At 37.8% G+C, this 26,734-nt stretch carries 16 protein-coding genes; 8 read left to right on the top strand and 8 right to left on the bottom strand.

Features of this window, described 5'->3' with window-relative positions:
• Positions 1 to 113: 113 nt before the first annotated feature.
• Positions 114 to 653 (bottom strand): hypothetical protein, encoded by a 540-nt coding sequence (locus ACYVHJ_RS11875; protein ID WP_460515024.1) that lies wholly within the window; start codon positions 651 to 653, stop codon positions 114 to 116.
• 232 nt (positions 654 to 885) lie between these two features.
• On the opposite strand from ACYVHJ_RS11875, the gene ACYVHJ_RS11870 reads away from it, so the two are divergent.
• A complete protein-coding gene (locus tag ACYVHJ_RS11870) occupies positions 886 to 2,637 on the top strand; it encodes a c-type cytochrome (protein ID WP_460515022.1) in 1,752 nt (583 codons plus the stop codon).
• A gap of 1,003 nt (positions 2,638 to 3,640) precedes the next feature.
• Here the strand turns inward: ACYVHJ_RS11870 and ACYVHJ_RS11865 are convergent.
• The 3 genes from ACYVHJ_RS11865 to ACYVHJ_RS11855 form a co-directional block, all read right to left on the bottom strand.
• The gene (locus tag ACYVHJ_RS11865) at positions 3,641 to 5,029 is read right to left on the bottom strand and encodes an arginine decarboxylase (RefSeq protein WP_460515020.1); all 1,389 of its coding nucleotides are present in this window, start codon (positions 5,027 to 5,029) and stop codon (positions 3,641 to 3,643) included.
• Between the two features lie 239 nt (positions 5,030 to 5,268).
• Positions 5,269 to 7,344, bottom strand: a complete 2,076-nt coding sequence (locus tag ACYVHJ_RS11860) for a tetratricopeptide repeat-containing sensor histidine kinase (protein ID WP_460515018.1) — start codon at positions 7,342 to 7,344, stop codon at positions 5,269 to 5,271.
• Between the two features lie 299 nt (positions 7,345 to 7,643).
• Entirely contained in the window at positions 7,644 to 8,246 is a 603-nt protein-coding gene (locus ACYVHJ_RS11855; protein ID WP_339903396.1) for a TetR family transcriptional regulator, read from the bottom strand.
• 204 nt (positions 8,247 to 8,450) lie between these two features.
• Between ACYVHJ_RS11855 and ACYVHJ_RS11850 the strand changes: the two genes are divergently transcribed.
• The 4 genes from ACYVHJ_RS11850 to ACYVHJ_RS11835 all read left to right on the top strand — a co-directional run bounded on the left by ACYVHJ_RS11850 (position 8,451) and on the right by ACYVHJ_RS11835 (position 17,125).
• Entirely contained in the window at positions 8,451 to 11,672 is a 3,222-nt protein-coding gene (locus ACYVHJ_RS11850) for a SusC/RagA family TonB-linked outer membrane protein (protein WP_460515015.1), read from the top strand.
• A 13-nt stretch (positions 11,673 to 11,685) separates the two neighbouring features.
• Positions 11,686 to 13,482: a RagB/SusD family nutrient uptake outer membrane protein gene (locus ACYVHJ_RS11845; protein ID WP_460515013.1), complete on the top strand. Its 1,797-nt coding sequence runs from the start codon at positions 11,686 to 11,688 to the stop codon at positions 13,480 to 13,482.
• Between the two features lie 98 nt (positions 13,483 to 13,580).
• Positions 13,581 to 14,813, top strand: a complete 1,233-nt coding sequence (locus ACYVHJ_RS11840; RefSeq protein WP_460515011.1) for an alkaline phosphatase family protein — start codon at positions 13,581 to 13,583, stop codon at positions 14,811 to 14,813.
• Between the two features lie 101 nt (positions 14,814 to 14,914).
• Positions 14,915 to 17,125, top strand: a complete 2,211-nt coding sequence (locus ACYVHJ_RS11835; protein WP_460515009.1) for a DUF5916 domain-containing protein — start codon at positions 14,915 to 14,917, stop codon at positions 17,123 to 17,125.
• 80 nt (positions 17,126 to 17,205) lie between these two features.
• Here ACYVHJ_RS11835 and ACYVHJ_RS11830 read toward each other — a convergent pair whose 3' ends face one another.
• The gene (locus ACYVHJ_RS11830; protein WP_460515006.1) at positions 17,206 to 19,515 is read right to left on the bottom strand and encodes a ligand-binding sensor domain-containing protein; all 2,310 of its coding nucleotides are present in this window, start codon (positions 19,513 to 19,515) and stop codon (positions 17,206 to 17,208) included.
• Between the two features lie 316 nt (positions 19,516 to 19,831).
• Positions 19,832 to 20,764 carry an AraC family transcriptional regulator gene (locus tag ACYVHJ_RS11825; protein ID WP_460515003.1) on the bottom strand — a complete coding sequence of 311 codons (933 nt, stop codon included), beginning with the start codon at positions 20,762 to 20,764 and terminating at the stop codon, positions 19,832 to 19,834.
• 180 nt (positions 20,765 to 20,944) lie between these two features.
• On the opposite strand from ACYVHJ_RS11825, the gene ACYVHJ_RS11820 reads away from it, so the two are divergent.
• A complete protein-coding gene (locus tag ACYVHJ_RS11820) occupies positions 20,945 to 22,471 on the top strand; it encodes an aldehyde dehydrogenase family protein (protein WP_339900997.1) in 1,527 nt (508 codons plus the stop codon).
• 64 nt (positions 22,472 to 22,535) lie between these two features.
• A complete protein-coding gene (locus ACYVHJ_RS11815; protein WP_339900995.1) occupies positions 22,536 to 22,934 on the top strand; it encodes a DUF779 domain-containing protein in 399 nt (132 codons plus the stop codon).
• Between the two features lie 33 nt (positions 22,935 to 22,967).
• On the opposite strand, the gene ACYVHJ_RS11810 is transcribed toward ACYVHJ_RS11815, so the two are convergent.
• Both ACYVHJ_RS11810 and ACYVHJ_RS11805 read right to left on the bottom strand, forming a co-directional pair.
• Complete coding sequence (locus tag ACYVHJ_RS11810) at positions 22,968 to 24,689, bottom strand: amidohydrolase (protein ID WP_460515001.1); 1,722 nt, start codon at positions 24,687 to 24,689, stop codon at positions 22,968 to 22,970.
• A gap of 63 nt (positions 24,690 to 24,752) precedes the next feature.
• Complete coding sequence (locus ACYVHJ_RS11805) at positions 24,753 to 25,070, bottom strand: antibiotic biosynthesis monooxygenase family protein (RefSeq protein WP_460514999.1); 318 nt, start codon at positions 25,068 to 25,070, stop codon at positions 24,753 to 24,755.
• A gap of 278 nt (positions 25,071 to 25,348) precedes the next feature.
• Between ACYVHJ_RS11805 and ACYVHJ_RS11800 the strand changes: the two genes are divergently transcribed.
• Positions 25,349 to 26,731: a cytochrome ubiquinol oxidase subunit I gene (locus tag ACYVHJ_RS11800; RefSeq protein WP_460514997.1), complete on the top strand. Its 1,383-nt coding sequence runs from the start codon at positions 25,349 to 25,351 to the stop codon at positions 26,729 to 26,731.
• The last annotated feature ends 3 nt before the right edge of the window (positions 26,732 to 26,734 follow it).

Here is a 26,734-nt window from a genome sequence, read left to right as displayed (position 1 = left end):
TTGATTGTCAAATCAATGATCGAAAATAAAAAACTATAGTAAAGATAAAATGCCTCTAAGTGATTTTTAGAGGCATTTTATATATATGGAGAGCACTTAAGAAAATTGAGAAACTAGTTTATACCAACTAAGACATAAGCTACTCTGGCTCCCAAAAAAGCCAATTGAAAGGGTGAGCCTCCTGATTGCTGATACCGAAGACTGAATTCTAACTGATTAAATACGTATCCTATTTCTGCAGAAAAAGCAAATTCAAAGTCATTGGAAGAGGTTTTACCCAATTGATTTTTGCTACTGTTGATCAATAATGCTGCACCAATTTGGGGTTCAAAGAAGAAAGATTCCCTATATACTCTGTATCCAACAAATACAGGGATTTGGTGTAAGCTTATGCTCTCGCCTTTTGGAAGAATATTATTTGAATTTAAAGGGAAATACAAATAATGCCCTGAAACTGAAAATTGTGAGTTCATGGCCATACCCAATAAACCTTTAACGGAAGCCCCAAAGCCCGCCGGGAATTGGGATTGATAATATTCATTGAGCACGCCTCCTGCATCAAAGCCAATATTAATTTGGTTGGCACCTATTTGAGCCTTGGAAACAAGGTTGATTCCGGTCAATAAAATTATGGTTACTACTAGTTTTTTCATGATTTGCAATAACAAGTGTTGTTTATATCGGAGTAATCCAAGTTAGTAAATTTTTATTGTTCATTCCTTAGTTTCAAAATGAAATAAGTAGTAATTCATTGACAAAAAAGGGAAAGAAAAGTGTAAAGACTGATATTAATTTTGCTTTTATTACAGAAATAATTAGGAAACGATATAATCTTACCAACATTTTTTTAAATTATGGGAATAATTTAATTATAAACCCAAGATTATGAATGGCCGTTTTCTATTGATATTTTTATGCTATTTGTTGACCACTATTTCCTGTCAAAATCCTAGTGGAAATAAAGTAATATCAGAAGCTTCTTGGTTGGTACCTGATTCAATAGCATTGCCTCAACAGCCTGATGTAGATAATAATAGCATAGAAAAAGGAAAAAATTTATTTCAAATTTATTGCTCTACATGTCATGGGGCGGGAGGAAGGGGTGATGGAGCGGCCGGGCAAGCAATGGGTGCTCAGCCTGCAGATTTGACTTCCGAAACAGTTCAAGCTCAATCGGGTGGAGAAATTTTCTATAAAATAGCAGAAGGTAAAGGTGTTATGCCTTCATTTAAGGACCTATTGACAGAAGACCAACGATGGGCTTTGGTGAGCTTTATTCAGCAGCTTAATGAAATGCAGTCTAGTGAAGCGAATGCAATTAACCCTGAACCCCTTGTGCCGGGTTTGGAAATTGAACATTTTACTAAGGTAGTCCCCAGGGTGGTGAGAATATGGGAAGGGCCAGATCAATATATCTGGTATGCCACCATTGGAGGAGATGTTTATAGGCTACCTATGGAAGATCCACACCAATTGGAAAAGATGCTTGAATTGTCAGCGCATGGAATTACTAGGCTTCAAGGAGCCACCATGCACAATGGACAATTGTTTTTATCCGGCAATGTTAGGGTCAACGAGGATAAAGGAACTTTGGGAAGAATGGTGCGGGTAAACTGGGATAAATCAGGCCTTGCCCAAGTGACCATGATGTTTACAACCGCAGAATATGGTACGACGAATACTCCGTTCGACCATGGTTGGTCTGCTTTGCAGGTGAGTGAAGATGGGAAGAGTATATTTGTAGTAAGTGGTAGTCGAACCGATCATGGAGAAGTTCAAGATAATTTAGGAGCTTATCCCGACGCGCGTGATGTAGCCCTTACTTCTAAAATATTCCGTATTCCCATTGAAGCAGAAAACCTACTGCTTCCCGATGATCTTAAATACCTAAAGGATAATGGTTACCTATATGCCGAAGGCCTTAGGAATGCCTATGACCTAACATTAGACCCTGACGGCCGACTTTTGGCTGTAGTCAACTCCGGTGATTATGACCAAAATGAGGACATGTATTGGGTGCGAGAAGGTTTTCATTATGGCTATCCTTGGATTATGGGCGGTATGGAAACACCACAGCAGTATTCTGATTGGTTTCCCGACCCATCTAAGGATCCATTCTTAAATGAAGGGGCTGCAGCATGGCCGGATGATTTTTACAATGATCCTCAGTTTCCTAAAAAACCTGAGGGTATTAACTTTGGTAAAAGTATAGTGAATTATGGTCCGGATGCTGATAAATTTAGGGATAAAACCACCGGTGAAATTCAAGATGCATCAGATTTGGGTCTGGGGATGACGACATTTACTCCACACTCTTCTCCACTGGGTCTAGTCTCTGATAATGGGCATGCACTTCCGGGTAAATATAAAGGTAAAGCAATGGTTCTTAGGTATACCAATGGCAATAAGTCAGCACTTATGCAACCATTTACTTCAGAAGGGGAAGATCTATTGCTGTTAGATTTACAATTTTCTAAAGAAAAAGAAAATTATAAAATGAATACATTTAGAATAGCTAGCGGTTTTACCCAGCCTGTAGACGCTGTTTTGATTGATGAAAATTTATACGTAATTGAATATGGGGGATGGAAGTTAGGAGGTAATGTCTGGAAAATAACATTTAATGACGCTCAATAACCTGGGTTCGACTTAGTGTTTTGAAAAAATCATCATTCCGAGAATAAACATTTTGAAGACACTTAGCTCCTTACCCTTGGTTTTAAAAACCAGTCATTGATAGGTTTAGGGAGGGGTTTAATTTGTGGAAGCTGTAGGAATCCCGAACAAAAAATAATGCTACTACCTTTCCTAACTTAGCAAGCGCTAAAAAGGGTTAGCAGTGATGACTTAACCGTGTTTAAAAACAATTTAATTTGGGCTGGGTTCAATAATTTTTTTTTTATAATTCCATGGATGAGCTTAATTGAATGGATTCATCAAAGTCTATTTTTTGAATGAATAAGCACTTAATTCCTATTTACATTGTGATTCAATTTGTGTGCTTAATGATTCAAGGCCTGAACAGGTCTTGTTCTTCTTAAAAATTCATTTATTCAGTAATGAATAGGGGACAGTACCTGGGTTTTACCAATAATTTAGAGTTTCCTAATCAAGATTGCTTTTCGATTAGGCAACATTCGGGCTTTAATGACCATTTCATAATTATTAATGATAAATAGGTGGAAAAAAAATAAACATTTTCAAATTTCTTCTGGCAGGGTTTTCTAAAACTTGATAATAAATTTTATGGTAAGTACTATAATTTTAATAGTTATCTCAATTATTTTAGTTATTTAGGGTAGTTAAAAAAAAATATAAAAAAGTATCGAATACTTTTGTAAAATAATATTTATAGGTATATTTGTAATACCAAATCGGAAGAAATGGTAATTGTAATACCCCGTAGGGGAAGCGGAGATGAGAAATCATGGTAGGTTCAAATCCTTCTATTACAACTTTGGTTATTTTGGGTTTATTGTTAATTGACTTAAGCTATGAAAAGATTTTCATAGCTTATTTTTACCACTAAAAAAACTACGTAGTTAGTTTCAAATGCATGCGTGTTGAGTTTTCTATCCAACAAAAAAAAGCGCTTCCCTTTAAAGGAAGCGCTTTTTTTTTACTAAGGAGCTGGAGATTGTCAATAACCCAAAATTTTCATCATATCATTGCTTTCCTGTTCCGGTGCAAATAGCTGATGACTGATATTTCCTTCTTCATCCCTATCAATTATTACATGTTTGGGTGCGGGGATCAGGCAATGTTGAATACCACCGTACCCTCCCAGAGATTCTTGATACGCACCTGTATGAAAGAAACCAATGTATTGTTGATTGTTTTTTTCTCTTTTAGGCAAGTATATATTGAATTGATGGGATTCGGAATTATAATAGTCCATACTGTCACAAGTCAGTCCTCCCAGTGAAATATTGTGATATTCTTTGTCCCAATTATTCACCGCGAGCATGATGTATTTCTGATTCAGCCCCCAGCTATCTGGGAGTTGGGTGATAAAAGAACCGTCAATCATGTACCATAACTCTTTGTCATTTTGCAGCTTTTCATCTAATATAGAATACAACACAGCACCACTTTCTCCAACCGTATAACTTCCAAATTCAGTAAGGATGTTTGGTTCTATGGTATTGTTTTTGGCGCACATCCATTTAATATTTTTAATGATTTGGTCGGCCATGTATTGATAATCATAGTCGAAAAATACATTGGTTTTGATGGGCCATCCACCTCCGATATCCATGGTGTCCAATTCATGAGCTACCTTTTTCAACTCAACGTATTTTTGAATGAATCGAGTCAATTCAGACCAATAATAAGCTGTGTCTCTGATACCTGAATTGATAAAAAAATGAAGCATTTTTAGGCTTACATTGGGATTGTTTTTTATTTTTTCTTCATACAATTTGATGATATCATTGTACCTAACTCCCAATCGGGAGGTATAGAATCCAAATGTTGGCTCTTCGTCAGCAGCAATTCGAATTCCTACCTTAAAAGGAACTTTTACATGTTCCAAGTAATAATCTATCTCTGTAATATTATCCAATACGGGGATGCAATTGACAAACCCATCATTGAGTAATTCTGAAATGTATTGTTTGTATAGATCTCTCTTGAAACCGTTGCAGACGATTAAGGTGTCTTTTGTGATCTTTCCTTTTTCGTATAAGTTTCTTACCAAAGGAATATCAAAGGTGCTACTGGTTTCAATATGCACTCCATTTTTAAGTGCTTGATCTACTACGAAACTAAAGTGAGAGGATTTGGTACAATAGCAATAAGTGTAGCTACCCTGGTAGTCATGGGTTTTCATGGCATTGCCAAAATACTTTTTAGCATTCTGAATATTTTCAGAGATTTTAGGCAGGTAGGTTAACTTTAGGGGAGTGCCATATTCTTCAATGATATCCAGAAGGTTAACGCCATTAAAATGAAGTTGATTTTCCGATACCTCAAATTCTTTTGTAGGGAAATCGAAAGTCTGCTTTATTAAGTCAATGTATTTGTTCATTCCAAGAGGTTATTCAATGCTAAGCTTATTTTAAGCCTCAAAATTGCATTAAAAAAATGTAATTCAAACCATATAACCCTGGAAAATTTATTTTCACATTCGAGCTTTTATAGTAGCGGAATTTTGTGAGTTATATAATTATTAATCAGTTGCCTTATGGGAGGGGGGATGTTCAAAATTCTAAGGAGAATAACTTAGGTTACATTGGTTCATTTACCCTTTATATCTCCTTAATAAAACTAACTTTTAATTGGGAATTCTACATAAAAAGTTGACCCTTTATTTTCTTGAGATTCAAACCATATTTTTCCTTGATGGGCATTAATGATTTGCCTGGATATGGCCAATCCCATTCCAAAAGGTTTCTCCCCATTAGTTCCTTCTCTTTTACCCATGGTATCCCATTCAAATAGTTGATCTTTAATTGAATTTGGAATGCCTATACCTTCATCTTTTATGATAATGGTTAGATTCCCGTTGGCACTTTTCATTAAAATGTTAATGGTTTTCTCACCTGGGGTAAATTTAATAGCATTTGCAATTAGGTTAGTTAGTACTCGCCACATTTTTTCCTTATTGATAAAAGCAGAAGCTGGAAAAATATCTAGGAGAATTTTTTGATGTTTTTCTTGGGCTTTATGGTTCAATATTTCAACGCAATATTTCAGTAGTCTGTCAATTTCCACAGATTCTTTTGTTATCTTGTTCTCTTTTTTATTCGGAAGAAGCATTTCCGTAATAAGATTCATTGAATTATTGCAGGACGTTTTTATGTTTTCTAAAAGGTATTTATTTTCTACTTTAATATCAGGGTCTTCCAAAATTAAATTAGCGATCATTAAGGTACTCCCAATTGGGTTTCGCAAATCATGAGCTACCATGTACATGATTTTGGCATTTTCTGCTTGACTCAACTCCAATGCATTCAAAGTGTCTTGAAGTTCATGGTTATTTTGGAGGATAAGGTCGTTTGCTTTTATGGATTTTTTAAGATTATACCAATTTACAATTAAAAAAACAGTTAAAAGAATGGTAAAACCCGCAGCTGTTGCCAGGTAAATATTCTTTATTTTATTGTCCTTATTTAAAATGGAAAGCTCATATTTCTGAGCTGCATTTCTGAAGGACCCTTCTATGTCTATAAATCTTAAATTATTGTCTATCAATTGTAATGAGTCATTCAGGTGATGGTAGGACTTCATGACATTTAATGCATTCCTTGTATCACCTACCTTTTCAAAATAGGCTTCTTTTACTAAATACCAGCGGAGTAAGGAATTGTAATACTTTCTGTCTTTAATTTCAGCTTGAGGTAATTCTTTATCCAATTCATCTAAATATTTTTTGGCTTTGGCTAATTCATAATTCTTTATATAGATATCAGCCAATTTGAGCTTGGCTGTTTGTGCATCACTGTGGTCATAATTGGGTTGGCTATTGATACTAATGCTGGATTTTAAAAGGTTCTTAGCTACAGATCTATTGCCCAATTGGGCCATCACTCCCCCAAGATTCCCTTTTACTACACCAATGGCAGAATTAATGAACAATTCCTTTTCAGGATAGTGTGGTTTGACCTCTTCCAGGTAGGCCAGTGCATCCACATAATAATAGGCCGCACTGTCGTATTTTTCCATCCTCTCATAACAAAGCGCCATTGTATTTCTGTACAGTTGAGGTTCATTAATATTTTGAATGATATTGCCATTGCCCCAACAAGCCCTATTTTCTTCAATGGCTTTTTTGAAAAAAGGGATGGCTTCTTGATATTGTTTTTGGTCATAACGAAAAATTCCTAACCTGTAGGTTAAATTACTTACATTACAATTGTCAAGATTTTCAAGGGCATACTCTCTACCGCTATAAAAATTCTGAAAAGCCTTGTTAAATTTGTGGTTGGCTTTTAAAATATCTCCTTCCATAAATCTGGTTTGCACATACCTGTAATTATCTAGCCTTTTTTCCTTTTTCAGGACATAATACATACTGTCCAAATATTGTTCTGCCTTGATGAGGTCAAACTCATATTTTAAATAATGCGTAGCGTAAAAATTATATCCTTCCCATAGATCCAAATAAGTTTTATTAGGGGTACGCGTAAAAATACTGTCAAAATAATGAAAGGAATGATTTAGTTTACCATTGTTTAAAATAATGCTTGCATTTTCTAATGCAGCGGTAACTTCGGGGGACGGTTCTTCAATTTGAGAAATTGTATTATTGCAAGCTGTACCAATTAGCGTGCATATAAAAAATATAATAAAATGTTGCCAATAATTCACGAGATTAAAAACAAAAGTCCTTCGTTTTTTCATATTTGCCCAAATTAATCTATTATTCTTTAAAAAGACTAATTTTTGTATGGTTAAAATTTTGACTTATTTCATGATTATGGCTTAAATAATTTGTTAAAAGAAGGCCTTAAAATTCTATTTGCGGTTAATAATATTTGAAGTACATTTTATTTTGGAGAAATAGGAATAATAGGGATTATTTTAGGCACCAGTTTTTTTCCTTGTTTGGAAATTTTGCTAGGAGTCTTGGTCTTGTTATCGTATCATTTTCAGGAAGAAATGATTAATGGTACCAACAGAAACGTGGATGTTTTATCCATTTATTTCGTAGTTTCTTGTTTCATCTGAATGAGTTCCAACACTTGGTTTTTGAAGATGTTTAACTTTTGCTGGTATTCCTTGGGTTCTTCAATCATAGAAAGATAATAGTAGGCTCCCTCAATAACAACGAAAATTTTTTCAGCTAACAAATCTGTGTCTTTTTGCGAAAGATTTTTATCCTTGTCAAGAATTATTTTTAAGGTGCCCCTTAACTTTAAGTGCAATTTTTTATACTCGTTTCTAATGGTTGAATCCCTAAAAATGAAGGCGTAACAACTAAAGAATACACCATCATCAAATAATAAATTCCACTCTCTTGAAAATAGCCTATTTACCAATAAGTTGGGGTCAAGGCTGCTGTCCTTTTCAAATTTTAAAAGAATTGGCTTGTAGATCAATTGATATTGATGCAAAATATGATCGATAAGTCCCAAAACCAGTAAGCGCTTGTTTGAAAAATAATGCATGATCAAGCTAGGAGGCATTCCCAGCTGTTTTCCAATCTTTGCTATAGATACGTTTTCTAAACCTTCCCGCTTACACAGTTCATAGAATCCTTCAATAATTTCCTTCTTCCGAACTGTTCTAATATCTGTCTTCATAATTTAGTTAATAATAAAGATGCGAAAATAATTGTTCTAATTTATTATTTAATCTAAAAATTACTAATTTTATTATAATTTATATTGAATGAATATTCAATAAACAAAGTTTAAAAGTCAGTTAATATTTTGATAATATTCAACAACTAACTTGCACCCATTAAGCAGAAACACTTAATCTATACCAATTAATATTTAAAATTTATGGTTAAAATTTTACAATTACTTAAGAAAATCAGTTTGAAAATTGGGCTTTTAGCCTATTTCCTGCTGTACGTTTTTACACTTCAGGCACAGGTAGTGGTCACTGGAGTTGTAAAAGATGGAATTGAAGACATCCCCTTGCCCGGAGTCTCTGTCTACCAAAAAGGTAGTGGAAATGTGAGTATCACGGATTTAGACGGCCTTTATACTATAGAAGTAGCCAATGATCAAGCCGAGTTGGTATTTTCATTCATAGGTTTTGAGACCCAAAACGTAATCGTAGGTAACAGAACTAATATTAACATTACTTTAGTAGCAGAGGAAACCTTACTTGAGCAGGTTGTTGTGGTAGGTTATGGTACCCAGAAAAAAATAAATCTTACTGGGGCAGTAGACCAAGTTTCTGGTGAAGATATTATTGACCGCCCGGTGGGAAATGTAATGCAAAGTTTGCAAGGAGCAAGTCCCGGATTGAATATCACCTATTCCGGAGGTAGACCCGGCAGTGTTCCCAATATCAATATAAGGGGATATACATCTATTAATGGAGGTGGGCCTCTTATTGTAATTGATGGCGTGGCAGCAGCATATGATGACCTGTTACGATTGAATCCTGCCGATATTGAATCATTTTCAGTTTTGCGTGATGCTGCCTCCGCCGCAATTTATGGTGCAAGAGCTGCATTTGGAGTGGTATTGATTACCACAAAACAGGGGGGAAGCAAGCAAGTTATTTCTTATAACAGTAATTTCTCCTGGGGAAAACCGACCGTAATGCCTCAGCCGGTAACCGACCCCTATATATATAGCAGGGTAATGGATCAAGCCACAAGCAATACACCTTGGAATTATATAAATTTCAATGATTATCATTATTCTTGGGCCAAGGAAAGGTCTGAAGACCCTACAATTGAAGACGTTAGAGTTGATCCCAATAACCCAAACCAGTGGGCTTATATGGGAAACAATGATTGGTACGATTACTTTTTCAATAATTCAAGTTTTTCTACCAACCAAAGTTTGTCCATCAGTGGTAGTTCCAATAATGAAGGGATGCCCATGACATATTATGTCTCAGGTGATTACACTCGTGAAAATGGGATGAATAAATTGCAACCCGACAATTGGGACAGGTACTCTTTAAGAGCAAGGATTACTGCCACACCTAAGAAATGGTTGAAATTAGACAACAACCTAAATATTTATCAAACAAAGCGAGAAGAGTCTACCAATAACATTACTGATATTTATTCACTTACCCCGATCGAAGTGGCAGAAAACCCGGACGGAACCTGGGCTAATACAGATGCGGGTAGATTGGCTGCACGATTGGTTGACGGAGGAAGGAATGTGGAAGACATGTTTGGTTTTCACAATATCTTTAGGGCCATCGGTACCTTTTTGGACGGAGACTTAACGGTTACTGGAAATGCCAGTTTCAAAAGAGAGCAATGGATCTATGGTTGGAATACCAAAAGTTACAATATTGGCTTTGGCCCGGATGATGTAAGAACCGAAGGTGGAGATGGATCCGTGGTTCAACGTAATGGTAATCTACAGAATACTATTTTTGACTTGTACAGCAATTACACCAAAACTTTTGGAGATCATACGATCAGCTTGCTTGCCGGTTATAATCAGGAAAGTTATTCCTATTCCTCTGTACAGTCAGAAAGAAGAGTGTTGATCTCTTCATCTTTACCTTATATTGGTTTGACTACAGGTGATTCTTTTATCACCCCAGGCTATAGTTCCTATGCAACTCAGAGTGTTTTTGGAAGGGCCAATTACACCTATGACAACAAATATATTCTGGAATTTAATGGCAGGTATGATGGTTCTTCAAGGTTTCCAAGTTCCAATAGATGGGGCTTTTTCCCTTCACTTTCAGGAGCTTGGATAATAAGTGATGAAGGTTTCTTTAATGACTTAACGGCTGATCCTACGTTTAAGCTTAGGGCGTCCTATGGTAGTTTAGGTAATCAAAATGTGTCAAATTTTGGCTATTTGCAATCTTTGCCAACAGGGCTTTCCAGTTATTTAATCGATAATAATAGACAAGTGGTTGTTTCCAGTTCACCATTATTGGCAGTTGATCCTAATTTCTATACCTGGGAAAGAGTAGTGACTACCAATTTCGGAGTCGATTTTGGCTTATGGGAAGACAGGTTCTTCGCAACCTTTGATTATTTTATTCGAGATACCAAAGACATGTTGACCAATCCGGTAGAACTGCCTGGTGTTTTGGGAACTTCTCCTCCACAGCAAAATGCTGCTGATTTGCAAACCAAAGGTTGGGAGCTTTCATTGAATTATAGAAATCAATTTGGAGGATATGGGAAGCCCATTGAATTCGCTTCTAAGTTTTTTGTGTCAGATTCCAGGTCTTATATTACCAGATTTGAAAATGAACAAGGCTTATTTTCTAATTACCGCGTAGGTCAGGAAGTTGGTGAAATTTGGGGACTTACCAATGATGGGCTTTTTGCCTCGGAAGATGAAATCAGTCAACTGGATCAATCTGCTATTATCCCTTGGGGTGCTTTGGACATTGTTCCCGGCTGGCCTAAATATGTGGACCTTAACAACGATGGAAAGATTGAGGAAGGACTTTCTGCCAATGACCCTAAAGACCTTAAACTAATTGGGAACAGCCGTCCTAGGTACCAGTTGGGGGCAAATCTAAGTGTGGCTTGGAATGGATTTGATGTTTCTCTATTCCTTCAAGGCGTAGGCAAGCAGGATTATTATCCAAGGCATTATCTTTTCTGGGGACCATACCAGCAACCCTATGCCAATATCTATCCATGGAATCTAGATTTTTATAGAGGCGCGGCAGACAGTGATGCCATGCGTGCACAGCACAGTCAATCTTATATTGACGCAGGATTGGCAGATGTAAATACAGACTCTAGTTATCCAGTATTACAGGCTTGGCTTGCAGATGCCAATTACGGTTCAGGCCTAGACATCTCTCAAACCGGCTATCTTTTAAATGCGGCTTATGTAAGAGTTAAGAACCTTACCATCGGATATAATTTACCTGAGCATTGGGTTTCCAAAGTTAAAGCCAGTAGAATTAGGGTTTTTGCTTCCGGAGAGAACCTTTATGAGTTTTCAGCTATCAAATCCTTTATTGATCCTGAAGCCATTAACGGAGGCAATGGATGGGCATACCCATTCCAAAGAAAGCTTTCATTTGGGGTAAACATTGACCTATAAACGAAAAATAAAAATGAAAAAATACATATATTATTTATTCATACTGAATATATTCTGGATTGCTTCATGCAATGAAGATTTTATGGACAGGTATCCTCAGACATCCATTGCACCGGAGGAATTTTTCAAAACAGAACAGGATTTAGAGCTGTATATCAATGGATTATTGTCCCTTCCTGGCATGTTTGAGTATCAAGCAGATCAAAGTAGTGATAACCTTGCTACCACCGGAGCGGTTGAAGTAAAAAGCGTCATGACAGGTACTCCAAATTCTCAGAACATCACTGGTGGATGGAATTGGGGTAGGTTAAGGAATATTAATTATTTCTTAGAAAACAGCCGGCAAGCAGATGCTAGTGTTGAAGCGATTGAACATTTTGAAGGAATAGCCAGGTACTACAGGGCCATTTTTTATTCAAATATGGTACAGCGTTATTCTGATGTACCGTGGTATGATCAATTGCTTTCTCCTACAGATGAAGCATTGTATAAAGGAAGAGATTCTAGGGAAACAGTAGTAGAAGGAATCATGGAGGATTTGGAATTTGCCAGCCAACATGTAAGGGAAGATGTCCCGACGGGAACTCCCAGTAATTGGGCTGTTAAACAGTTCTATGCAAGGTTTGCTCTTTATGAGGGCACTTTTAGAAAGTATCATGATGAATTGGCTTTACAGAGTACTGCCAACACTTTTCTGACCAAGGCTAGTGAAATTTCTAAAATTATTATGGATTCCGGAGAATTCAGTATTTATAATACCGGTAATCCCGATAATGATTATAAGGCGTTGTTCAATAGTCAAGACTTGACAAGTAATAGTGAAGTGATATTGTTTAATGCTTATGACCGTAATAAGGACAAAAGTAGTGATGTCAATACCGGGGTTTTTGGGACTTATGAACAATCTCCGGCTAGAGATTTGGTTCAGGCTTACCTGATGGCAGACGGCTCTAGCTATACTGACAATCCGGGCTTTGAAAATTTTTCTTACGTAGAAGAATTTCAAAACAGAGATCCTAGATTGTACCAAACTTTGGTTTATCCCGGCTGGGTCAGAGAACCGGAAACCAGTGCGTATATTCCTTTACTGAACAGAAATTTTACCGGTTACTACCAGCATAAAGGTTACAGTAATACTACCGACAACCTTGACTTAGGAGGCTTGGATTTTCCTGTGTACAGGTATGCAGAGGTGCTTTTGATCTATGCTGAAGCCTTAGCTGAACTCGGAACCTTAACGCAGGCAGATTTGGATGCCTCCATCAATCTACTAAGAAGTAGGGTAGGCATGCCATCATTGAACATAAATCAGGCAAATTCCCAACCTGATGCTTTCATGCAAAACAAATACCCCAATGTTTCCGGTCCAATGGCAGGTGTATTGCTAGAAATCCGTAGGGAAAGAAGAGTTGAATTGGCAGTAGAAGGTTATAGATTTGATGACTTGATGCGTTATGGTGCAGGAAAATTGCTGGAAAATATTCCTGAAGGCATGTATTTTTCCGGCTTGGGAAATTTTGACTTAACTGGGGATGGAATTCCGGATGTGAAATTGGTAGATGAAGATACAGATATCCCTGAAGATAGTAATAAAGAGGCAAATGAGTTAGGCGAAAAGCTTATCTATTATAAAGCAGGTACCATAGATGACAATGTGACGGTCTATCTTGAAAATGGTGAAGATGGCGGTACAATGGTCACTGAAGTCACATCTAGAAATTTTATTGAGCCCAAATACTATTACAGACCCGTACCAATACAACAGGTAACACTCAATCCAAACCTTGAACAAATTTTTGGTTGGGAATAATTAGTTGAAAAAAAAATGCCAGTTAAGCTGTTGGAACCATTTGGTTTCAACAGCTTACTTTTGTTTTACCTAAAAAAGAAATTTAATACCCTAATTAGATGAAGAAAAACACAATAAGGTTGGCCATTATTTTTGTGTTAGGCAACATGCTGACACTGGCTGCCCATGCCCAAGAGAAAAAGACCCTTTTTATTATTTTAGATGGTATTCAAAGGGAGCTTTTGGAGCGTAACCCTACACCAAACCTCGATGAAATTGCTTCCCAAGGCGGTTATAGTCATGCTTATGTGGGAGGTAAAAAAGGAGGCTATTCTGAAACACCTACCATTTCAGCCGTAGGTTATAATAGTTTGCTAACAGGAGTTTGGGTAAACAAACACAATGTCAAAGGCAATGGAATTCGTCAACCAAATTACAATTACCCAACCCTATTCAGGAACTTTAAGAACAGTTATCCGCATAAAACCACAGCAGTTTATTCTACCTGGTTGGACAATAGAACAAAGCTGGTGGGAGAAAATTTAGAAGCAACCGGTCATTTGCAGTTGGATTACCATTTTGATGGCTTGGAAATAGATACGCTTTCCTACCCTCATGACGATAAAAGTGATTATATCAAAAGAATTGATCAAGCTGTTGCTGCTTATGCAGCAAACGATATTATGGAGAAAAGTCCAGACCTGACATGGGTGTATTTACAATATACAGATGACATGGGGCACAGGTTTGGGGAAAGCCCACAGATGGATGCAGGTATTCAGGAAGCCGACAGGCAGGTTGGTTTAATTTGGAATGCGATACAGAAGAGAATGGAGGCGCATAATGAGGATTGGATGATCATAATTACGACTGATCATGGAAGAAAAGTTGGAGGTCGTGGACATGGAGGGCAAACTGATGAAGAGCGGGCAACTTGGATTGTTACCAATAAAAAATTTAATGATGTTTTTCAACAAACCCCCGGAATTGTATCGATTTTTCCTACCATTACTCATTTTATGGACATTAATATCCCTAAAAACCAAGCCATGGAGCTGGATGGTGCTGGGCTTTTGGGAGAAGCTTATGCCAGTCATTTGTCCGGTGAATTAGATGGTAAATCACTCAAACTATCCTGGAAAAGTTATTCATCCAAGGCCAAGGCAAAAATATGGGTCACAGCCACCAATCAATTCAAATATGGCGAAACTGATATTTATCGACTTATTGGAGAGGTCTCCCTTGGTGATCAGGAAGATATTTTAGATCTGAAGACAGAATACGAAGATTTAAAAGTAGTGATGGAGCTGCCCACCGGTTACATAAATGTTTGGGTGACGAATAATAAATAATTAAAAGTTATTATAAATTACTTTTTAGAATACCATTAGTGTAAAACTAATAAAATATTTGGTGTTTGAAGGCTTAACTTAGCCTTTGAACACCTTTATTTATGTATAGACTAATTTTCACCTTCCTACTTTTATTATTAACATCTATTATTCTTTTAGGTCAAGAGGCTGAACATCCCGGAATTTTTGTGGAGAAGGCAGAGAATCCGGTCCACATAGATGGGATTCTCAATGAACCAATTTGGAAAGATGTAGGTTGGCAAAGTGATTTTGTTCAGACTTTTCCTACCGATACAGAAAAAGCCATTGCTGAAACCAAAGTAAAGGTAGCCTTTGATGATAAATTCATTTATATAGCGGCCATACTTTTAAATCCTGAGCCTCGAAAAAAATATGTGAGCACATCCTTAAGAAGAGACTATCGTGGCAATCAAAATGATGGAATCAGTATTGTAATTGACACCTTTAATGACAAAACCAATGGTTATATTTTTGGAGTTAATCCCTATGGTGTGCAAAGAGAGGCCATGGTAGGTAATGGTGGGTTGCTATCTACCGACTTCAATTTGGCTTGGGACAATAAGTGGTATTCAGAGGCCACGATACATGAGGACCACTGGATTGTGGAAATTGGTATTCCCTTGTCAACCTTAAGGTACAAAGATGGAGCGAAAGACTGGAACATTAATTTTTATAGGATAGACAGCAAATACTCCGAGAAAACCACATGGACCCCTATTCCTAAAACTTTTAATGTGACGCATACTGCTTTTTCTAGGAACCTTCATTTTTCTGAACCTTTGCCCAAATCGGGAGGGAACTATTCCATAATCCCCTATGCAGCAGTTGCTTCGTCCAATAATTCCATTAAAGGTATAAAGGAACCCATGAAACCATCTTTTGGAGGGGATGCTAAAATCGGGATAGGTCCTGCGATGAATTTGGACCTTACCGTTAATCCTGATTTTTCTCAAGTTGAAGTTGATGAACAGGTGACAAATTTAGACCGATTTGAAATCTTTTTTCCGGAAAGGCGACAATTCTTTTTGGAGAATGTTGACCTTTTTGCTGATTTCGGTACAGACAGAATTAGGCCTTTTTTCTCTAGAAGAATAGGCGTGGACAGGGACGAAAACACTGGTCAAAATGTGCAAAATCAGATCCTGTATGGAGCCAGATTAAGTGGTAAGCTGAATGAAGACTGGAGAATAGGAGCGATGAATATGCAGACCGCCAATGATCCCCTCAGAGGTATCTCAGGAAAAAACTTTACAGTGGCTGCCTTGCAGCGTAAGGTTTTTAACCGCTCCAATGTGGGTGTAATGCTTATCAATAGAGAAACCATGGATATGGAACAGGGTGGATTGAATTTAGTCAATGGGCAACATAATCGTCTGTTAGGTGTTGATTACAATTTGTTTTCAAAAGACAACCGATGGACGGGAAAGTTTTTTTATCACAAAACATTTGAAGAAAGTAAATTAAATAATACAGGAACAGGTCACGCCCAGCTTACTTTTACCGATGTAAACTTAATGGCAGGTTTGTCTTATTCCAATGTGGGAGAAAACTACAACCCTTTGGTGGGGTATACTCCTAGAGTTGGTTACCAGAGAATTGCACCAATCATAAGCTACACTTTTTTTCCGGATTCTAAACTTATCAATAGGCATGGGCCGGGATTTGAGTCGGAGACCTTGTGGACACCCTCATTGGGAGTTACCGATGAACTGCATACCCTGAATTACCTGATTCGCTTGCATTCTTATGCTGAAGTAACGCTCAGTGTCAATAATCAATATACCTATTTATTTTTCCCTTTCGACCCTACTAGAACAGGAGGAGAACCTCTAGCTCAGGGCACTTCTTATAGGTACAATTATTTTGGAATAGAAATGAGAACCGATCCAAGGAAGGCCTTTTCATTAAAAGGTACAGGCCAAGCTGGTCAATACTACAATGGTCATTTGGCAAATTTCATTGGAACTGCCCAATGGAGAGTTGGCTATACAGCAAATATATCTATGAATTTAGGTTACAGTAGGCTTAGGTTTCCCAAACCTCAAAAAGATGTGGATTTGATTTTAATCGGCCCGAGGTTTGACTTAACCTTTACAAGAAGTCTCTTTTGGACAACTTTTATTCAATACAATAATCAGATTGATAACATCAATATCAATACCCGTTTACAATGGCGATATGCCCCTGTTTCGGATTTATTTATGGTGTATACAGACAATTATTTTCCGGATTCATTTGCCTCTAAACAAAGAGCTTTTGTGATGAAATTGAACTATTGGTTGAATTTATAATTGGTAAATCAAAATAGGTCAAAAAAATAGGTGACTTAAACTTTCCAAGTCACCTATTTTAACTTTTGATTTTATTCAAATTATTTTAAATAATCAGGTCTTTTGGTTCCATTATAGGGTTTTGCACCAAGGTTGGTTTCACTAAATTTTTCCACAGTCAATAATTTTTTATCCGTAACTGTTGGAGCTTTGATAAAACCGTAATACCTACCTTTCCAATAATCTCTTAAATAACCGGTAGGCTCTGTGACCCTATTACCATTTGAGCCACCATCCAAAACAATCGCTCTTCTGGATTCTCTAAGGGCAGCTACTTCGCGCGGCGATATGGCTTTTAATCCACCTTCGTAAGAAATGTATCCTTCTTCTACAAACAAATCATCTCTATGAGAATTATTATAGCTGTAGTTGGTACAGTCCAGTGGCCATTCCCTGAGGTGTTGGGTCGCGGCTCCGAGATCTGCATCATTTCCTGTTAAGGCTGCATAGGTAAAATTAAACCAGGGAATTTTTTCCATACGTTTGATTTCAAAAGTCCTTTCCAAACTTCTTAAATAAGTGGATCGCAAATCAGGATCTTTTTCATAAGGAAGAAGTATCATATAAGACTCTAGTGCCAGGTTATCATCCCATGGGGCGATTTGTGAAGGAGGGAAGGTTTTCTTTTGTTTGATTGTGTTTTCCGGATAGCCCCAATTCACTAATTGATCATATCCTTTTTTGTATTTTTCTTCTCCGGTTAGTGCGTAAGTGGCATAAGTGAAAGCCAGTACTTCCAGGCCATTGATACCTCGGTCTTCATAGCCGTATGGCCTCAGTAAATATTCAGGGTTCCATCGGCCCCATCTGGTAGTTGCTCCATCAGCATCAATTAATTTCCAACCGTTATCCATTATATAAGAGGTCATCCTTGTCATATGCTCTTTTGCCAGAACCTTCTCTTTTCCTTTGGCCACCAAATCATGAAAGATAGCTACTGAGTAATAATGTGCAATGACCTCATCACTGGATGCATCCCCTTTCCAGTACCATAAACTGTCAGCAGTGGCATACCATTTGGCTGGCAGGCCTCCAGAGCCTCTATTGTTCAGCGTTCCCGGGTCTCCTTTTCTTGAGAATACTGCTCTTGAAATTAGCCCTTTTATCGGTGTTACCCTTTCAAGAAATAACATGGCCTGAAAAGCTTCCAATGCCTCTTCTCTGTCCGCTTCATCACCGGTCACAGCGTATTTATAACTCATGGCTGCTAGATATGTAGCCGTATGGGCGCCATCATTGTCACTGATCTCTCGGATCCATTCTCCGTTTCTTTTGGATAAAGTATGTGTGAATCCCATTCTTTTATGTCCGTAAGCTTCCATCCATTGTTCGTAATGTGCAGCTTTTTTCTGTAGGGTAAAAGGTTCGTAGTGGATAATTCCCAGTCCTCCATCAGTGGCAGCTATTACTTTATTCTTGGTGCTTGATATACTATTGACCTTATTGTCAGGTAACCAAAGTCCTGAACCAAAATATTGAAATCCATCATTGGTCATTCTGATCAGACCACGCGGAGTTCCTATCCACATGTCGCTGTCAAATCCTCTGATCATTTGCGATGTGTTTTCAACCGGTAAGCCGTCTGTTCCTTTAATTGGCATAAGAGAGGTTCCTCTCAACAGGCCTAAACCTCGGTCTGTACTGATATAAAGTTTGCTCCCTATACTAAGTAGGTCTCGCGTATTTTTTGAGGGTAAATTTCCCCAATCAATCAGGTGTTCATTGACTACCTTCCCTGCCAACTGAACTAATTTACCGGGTTGCAAAATATGCAAGGTTTGGCTATAACTCTCAATGGCTGTAATGGGGCCTAAGGTTACTGGATCTGCAAGTAGCTGACTACCATCCTCCATAAGCATTGTTACATCACTAGACAGATAACCTCCTTCTGGTATAATATCTATTATGGTCCCATTTTCATATTTAAAAATGGATTCAGAAGTAGCCACGTGGACTTGATTCAAGTGCACACAGAAATCAACAATTCTTTCAGTGCTGATTTTACTCCATTTTTTCGCATCAAAAAGATAAAGGCCTGAATTGCTGCTTACCCATAGGTCACCTTTTAATACTTCAATTTTATTGACTGCTTCTGGAGCTCCTTTTACCGGTACTAGTTGCTGCCCTTGCAAAAGCAATAATTGACCTTCTTTAACCGTAAACACAGCTTCATCCAATATTGCTACCTGGTCTATGGGTTTATCAGTTGGGATTATCTCCCTGCGTTCCTGCAAATAGGGATTGTCTTCTACGGGCTTCCAGAATTGCTCGGTATTCCCTTGCCCCAGGAGGAAATTGCCATTTAACAGGGTGATCAGAATAATAAGCCAGGCTTTAAAAGTCTTCTTCATTGTCTAATTATTTGTGATTGTTAGTTAAATACCACTTTACAAGAAGAATGTACCACAAGCAGACTGTTTTTTTGCACTCGATTTGGTTTGGAAGAGACTGATAGAAGGGAAATTACAAGGCTAAAAAAAGTATATAAGTGTTTTAGGTTGTCTAAATATACAATCAGCTATTTTTTAGTACTGATAACAACAAGACAACTTTATACAAATATAGGTTTGCTTATAAAATGGAGATTTGGGGCTTGGAAACTCAAAAATTCATCTAAAGTTTCTCATCAAAACGCATATCCTGATAAGATGATATAAATAAATGGAATTAAGTTAAATAAACATACCTTGCCTGATACACCTTGGGGGTTTGCCCAAATTTATTTTTAAATGCCCTAATAAAGTAAGTAACATTATTAAAGCCTGCCAACATGCACACATCTTGAACTTGATGGTTGACATTTTGGAGCAATTGCGCGGATTTATTCAACCGCTGCTCCAAAATATATTCCATTGGGCTGATACCGAATTCATTTTTGAAAGTTCTTGAAAAATGAGTTTTGCTCATACAAGCTTTATTGCTTAATGACTCCAAGGTAAATTTCTCTTGTAAGTTTTGTTTGATAAAATTGACAACATGGGCGATTCTGTTTGAGTTTGCCAAAGACTTGTAGGTTTTTTCAAGTATATCTCTCGCTTGTGTTTGAGAAAGTCGGATAAGCAATTCTTTTAAAGCTAACGAAGCGATTAGATCTTTCTCTTTTGACCTTTCCTTGACACCGATTCGAATAAATCGGTTGATGATTTCAGATAAGTCTTGATTATTTATCAAATGAAAATAATTCAAATCCAGTCCCCACTGCTTTTGCCACTCCTTGTCCGGTAGTTTTTCATTCAATAAGTTAAAAGTATTCTCAATCATGTCCTGGGAGATTGAAAGGGCAATGCATTGGGTAGGATTGTCTAATTTTGCCTCGGGAAAATCTATTTTCATTAATTCATTGGGTGGGACTATAACAGATTCTCCGGGCAAATACTCAAAACCGGGTTTGTCAAAAAGGTGCATTACTTTTTTACCCTTAATCATGGTGGTCAAAACCAAGTCTCCAAAACTAAGGTTGACACTTGAGGCTTTTTGATGTGTTTCAAAAATATTAAGTTCACAATTATTCAATGAATAGGTGGTCCTGTTTTCAACCAATGTTTTAAGGTCCAATTCATTTCTCCAAGGGACTCCGGCTATTAAGGGTTTTTGTGGCATAATAGTATCAACATTCAAGTTACCAAATTAGCATATATATGCCTTTTAGTATTTCACGTTGAAAGCATCTTATTGGTTGAATATCTCAGAATGAATTTTCAAGTGGATAAGATGGTGTTTCAGGTGGATTTTAAATTTTAATTTACTTATAAATTTGATAAAACTCAAAATAATAAAAAAATGTCAACACAAACATTATCCCAAAGTACGCCGGTGGAAAGACCGGAGGTGAAAGAAAAATACGATCATTTTATTGGAGGCAAGTGGGTGGCACCTACCTCGGGTGAATATTTTGACAATATTTCTCCCATAGATGGAAAGCCATTTACCAAAGCAGCGAGAGGAAACAAGAAGGATGTTGAATTGGCTCTGGATGCTGCCCATGAAGCCTTCAATACATGGTCTAAAACTTCTCCGGCAGAGAGAAGCAAATTGTTAAATAAGATTGCGGATGTAATTGAAGACAATCTTGAAATGCTGGCTCGAATTGAGACGGTAGACAATGGCAAGGCATTGAGAGAGACCAGAGCAGCAGACTTGCCTTTGGTAATTGATCATTTCAGGTATTTTGCCGGGGTGATAAGAGCTGATGAGAGCACCATTTCTGAGCATGATGAGAATACTGTCAGTATAGCATTACATGAGCCGTTAGGTGTGGTAGCCCAAATCATCCCTTGGAACTTCCCTTTATTAATGGCTACATGGAAAATTGCTCCGGCCCTGGCTGCAGGCTGCTGTACCATAGTAAAACCGGCGGAACAAACGCCCACTAGTATCATGGTATTGATGGAGTTGATCGGAGATATTTTACCTCCGGGAGTGCTAAATGTGATTACCGGTTTTGGTCCGGAGGCGGGAAAACCTTTAGCCAGTTCAAAAAGGGTGGCCAAGGTTTCCTTCACAGGAGAAACAACCACGGGCCGATTGATTATGCAGTATGCCTCTGAAAATTTGGTGCCTGTGACTATGGAGTTGGGTGGTAAATCTCCAAATATTTTCATGAAATCTGTGGCGGATGCCGATGATGAATATTTTGATAAGGCTGTAGAAGGAGCCGTATTGTTTGCCTTGAACCAAGGTGAAGTTTGTACTTGCCCTTCCAGAATTTTGGTTCATGAAGATATATATGATGTTTTTATGGAGAAAGTTATCGAAAGAACCAAAGCCATAAAAATGGGGCACCCATTGGCCGAGGACACCATGATGGGTGCGCAATCTTCAAATGATCAGTTAGAGAAAATCATGTCCTATTTGGATATTGGTAAAAAAGAAGGGGCGCAGGTATTGTGTGGTGGAGATAAAGCAGGACTAAACAGCGGATTGGAAGAAGGATACTATGTACAGCCTACTATTTTTAAAGGCCACAATAAGATGAGGGTTTTCCAAGAAGAGATTTTTGGGCCTGTAACTTCAGTAACTACATTTAAAACTACTGAAGAAGCCATTGAAATAGCCAATGATACCATGTATGGTTTGGGAGCAGGTTTATGGTCTAGAGATGCCCATGAATTGTATCAGGTACCTAGGGCAATTAAAGCAGGCAGGGTTTGGGTCAATTGTTACCATGCATACCCGGCGCATGCTCCTTTTGGCGGGTATAAAAAGTCCGGTTTTGGTAGGGAAAACCACCTGATGATGCTAGACCATTATAGGCAAACCAAAAACATGTTGATTTCGTATGATAAGAATAAGTTGGGTTTCTTTTAATTGACAAAATGCCGGATGTCTCATGAATCCGGCATTTTTTTTCTCATTTAATTGCGGAATTACCATGAAAGAATATACACCAAGGGTTTTGGCTACCGAAGAAGCCAAAGCGATTATTGATCAATTGAAAAAGTCTCATGACAACGACTTAATGTTTCATCAAAGTGGTGGCTGTTGTGATGGATCTTCACCAATGTGCTTTGAGAAAGGTGATTTTATAGTAGGAGCTAGTGACGTATGGATGGGGAAGGTATATGGGTGTGATTTTTTTATGAATGAAGATCAATTTGACTATTGGAAACACACCCAATTAACCCTGGATGTAGTGAAGGGTAGAGGAAGTAGTTTTTCCATAGAAATACCATTGGGAATACGGTTTATGATTCGTTCTCGATTGTTTACTTCCGAGGAACTTCTCCGACTAACCCCCATTATGACGGGTGAGGAATATTTAGAACAGTGAAAACCATGTAAATAGAAACTTTCTATTTTCTAATTACTCCTCAATTTGATATACAATGTCACCTCCAATAATGGTCATCAGTACTTTTGTATCTAAAATTTGATCTTCACCTATATTCATAATGTCTTGATTGAGTATGACCAGATCGGCTAATTTACCGGGTGTGATACTGCCTTTGATTTTTTCTTCAAAGGCACCAAAAACGGGAGAGAAAGTATAAGATGTAAGTGCTTGCTCCCTTGTCATTTTCTGCTCTGGCTCATATCCGGACTCAGGTTCTCCTTTAAGTGTTTTGCGTGTGACGCTTACATAGAAATTCTCTATAGGAGACAAGGGTTCTACGGGAACATCTGTTCCATTGATTAAAACTGTGCCTGTGGTTAAAAGTGATTGCCACACATATGCCCCATCCAGGATCCTTTTTTCTCCCAGGCGGTCAATTGCCCATGGTCTGTCTGAAGATAAATGAATGGCCTGCATGGAAGGTATCACTCCCAGTTTTGCAAATCTGGGGATGTCATCAGGATGTAGATGTTGTACATGTTCTATCCTAAAACGGTGCTGACTACCTTTGACATCCTTTGTTTCAAATGCTTTTTGGTATTGATTAAGTACTTCTCTGTTAGCCTTGTCTCCAATGGCATGAGTTGCAATCTGAAACCCGTGTTCTATACCTTTCAAGGCTGTTTGATATACCTCTGACATCGGTAAGGTTTTATGACCCAAATGATCGCTTTGGTCTGAGTATTCTTCCAATAACCAAGCACCTCTAGTCCCTAAAGCGCCATCGGCCATTAATTTTATGGAACGAACAGTAAGCATAGGGTCAAGCATGGGGCCTTGTTGATACCAATCCTGTAATAAGGCTTTGTCATTGCCTGCGAGCATAAGATACATTCTTGTTTTAAGCCGGCCTTCAGCATGTAGCTTTTGGTAAAATTCCAAAGTTTCACTGCCTACTCCGGCATCATGAAACCCGGTTATGCCCATGCTATGGCAAGCCTCTTGAGCCAAACTAAATGCTTGGATATTCCTTTCTAAACTATTTTTAGGGAGGTGTTTATTTATCAAGCTCATGGCATTTTCATTAAAAACACCTGTTGGATTTCCATTATCGTCTCTTATAATTTCACCCCCTTCTATTTTATTTGTTTTTTTCAACTCTTGATTCAATGGATCAATTTGGGCAATTTCCATTGCCTTTGCATTGGCCAGTAAAGCATGTCCACTTACATGAAAGAGGACTACGGGATGATCTGGACTGCTATTACTTAGTGAATTATGCAATGGTAGGCCATTGATAGTTTCATCAGGCTGGATTTCCCATTTGCTCTGGTGCCAGCTATGGCCAATAATCCATTGGCCAGGACTTGTAGTGGCGGTTGCTTCTTTTACACGAGCAACAATTTCTTCATAGCTATTGGCCGTGGATAGGTCAAGGTTCAAATAACTATAGCCCATTTCCATAAAATGGCCATGTCCTTCTATCCATCCCGGAGTCATTATTTTACCGGAAAAATCAATAATTTGGGTTTGTGCTCCAATATAGGCTTCAACTTCTTCTTTTGAACCTACATATAAGATAAGGGAATCTTTAAGGGCAATGGCTTGGGCAATGGGATTTGCTGGATCTTGTGTATAAATGGTGCCCCCTTGGAATACAATTGTGGCCTCTTCTGTATTTTTGGACGAGGTACAGGCTGTGATGAGGCATGTCCATACAACAAAAAACAGTAGTTTAAATTTTATGTCCATTACAGTTAGTTTGGATAAACATTTCATGGTTAAATTTTTAAATGACAGGTAAACTTTGGACGTTTACACCCCATATTCCTTTTCTACTTTACATATACGAATCTTATATTGACTGTACCAGGTAGATTTTCCTTTAACTTGAGCCAAGCGGTGATCTTTTTGCTTTTTCCAGGCTTTTATGGATTCCAAGTCTTTCCAGTAGCTCACTGTTATCCCTATCTCAGCGCTAGCTGATTCATGGCCTAAGTAACCGGGTTGAGATTTAACCAAATTTTCCATGCGCAATGCCTCTTCATCATAATTTTCTAGGTGATCACTTTTTATGCTAGTAAAAATTACGGCATAATAGGGAGGTTTGAGCGTTTGGCTAATTTTTTCCATGGCTTTAAATGTTGAGGTCTGTATGGCTTTTAACTCATGATTGATAGGATCGTTAGAAGCAGTTGCATAATATAAGATTAAATTAATTAAACCTTTATTAATTTGATCAATTCACCTGTTTTTTTAACTTTATACCTTGATATTCAGACCATAATTGTAGGTACATTTGGACCTTTTTTATGTTTAAGAGATTCACCATTTTTTTATTTTTTAAACGTATAATTCTAGTTTATAGATTTGATTAATATTGGGTGTGAAATAAGTTAAATTAAGAAAAAATGGATGTAGAAATTCTCTCCAGAATACAGTTTGCTTTCACCATTGCCTTCCATTATATCTACCCTCCTTTAAGTATTGGGCTGGGACTGATTATGGTCATAATGGAAAGTATTTATTTGCGAACAGGAAATAAAGAGTATGAGATATTGGCAAAGTTTTGGACCAAAATATTTGCCTTAACCTTTGGGATAGGTGTAGCAACGGGCATCGTGATGGAGTTTGAATTTGGCACCAATTGGGCTACCTATTCTCGATACGTTGGAGATGTATTTGGCAGTGCCTTGGCGGCAGAGGGAATTTTTGCTTTTGCCTTGGAAAGTGGCTTTTTAGGTGTTTTACTTTTTGGTTGGAATCGAGTTAAACCTTGGGTTCATTGGGTGGCTACTTTAGGGGTTTTTTTAGGCTCCATGTTTTCAGCAGTATGGATAGTCATTGCAAATAGCTGGCAACAAACACCTGCGGGTTTTCATATTGTGGGCGAAGGTATGGAAGCCAGGGCAGAGATTATAGATTTTTGGGAAATGGTATTTAATCCTTCCAGCATGGATCGATTGGTGCATACTTGGCAAGGTGCCTTTTTGGCCGGAGCTTTTTTGGTTTTGAGTGTTCATGCCTATTACCTAAGAAAAGGAAGATATATAGCAATTTCAAAAAAAGCTTTTAAAATCGCATTGGTAGTGGCCACCGTTTTTTCTTTGGCTCAATTGATCTCAGGCCATAGTTCTGCCAATGGAGTAGCTGTAAATCAACCGGCTAAATTGGCTGCATTTGAAGGACATTTTGAAGAAAATGCTGCTGCACCCATGTATTTGTTCGGTTGGGTAGATAAATCATCACAAACCGTAACAGGCTTAAATATTCCCGGAGGTTTATCTTATTTGTTGCATTATGATTTTGGTGCACCGGTTACAGGTTTAAATGCCTTTCCTGAGGAGGACCGACCCTCACAGGTAAATGCAGTATTTCAGTTTTACCATATTATGATCAGCATCGGAATGTTTTTGATTGTACTCAGCCTTGTTGCTTGTTTCCAATGGTACAGGGGAAAGCTTTTTGAAAGCAAGTGGTTGCTCTGGGTGTTTTCTTTTTCAGTCATTTTACCTCAAATAGCCAATCAAGTGGGTTGGTTTGCCGCTGAAATGGGAAGACAGCCTTGGGTAGTGTATGGTTTACTAAGAACCAGTGATGCGTTAAGCAAAACAGTAACAGCCAATCAGGTATTGTTCTCGCTAATCCTATTTTTTATCGTTTATACCATACTCTTGCTCTTGTTTCTTTACTTGCTCAATAAAAAAATTAAGCACGGACCTTATGATGAAGAGGAAGAGCTCGACCGTCCTTTTCAGCATGACGTAGCAGCTTCTTTTTCATCAGATAAATAAAAA

It is taken from the genome of Cyclobacterium sediminis, from assembly GCF_054781075.1.
Note: the sequence above shows the minus strand (reverse complement) of the source record. Positions and strands in the feature narration are given on the sequence as shown.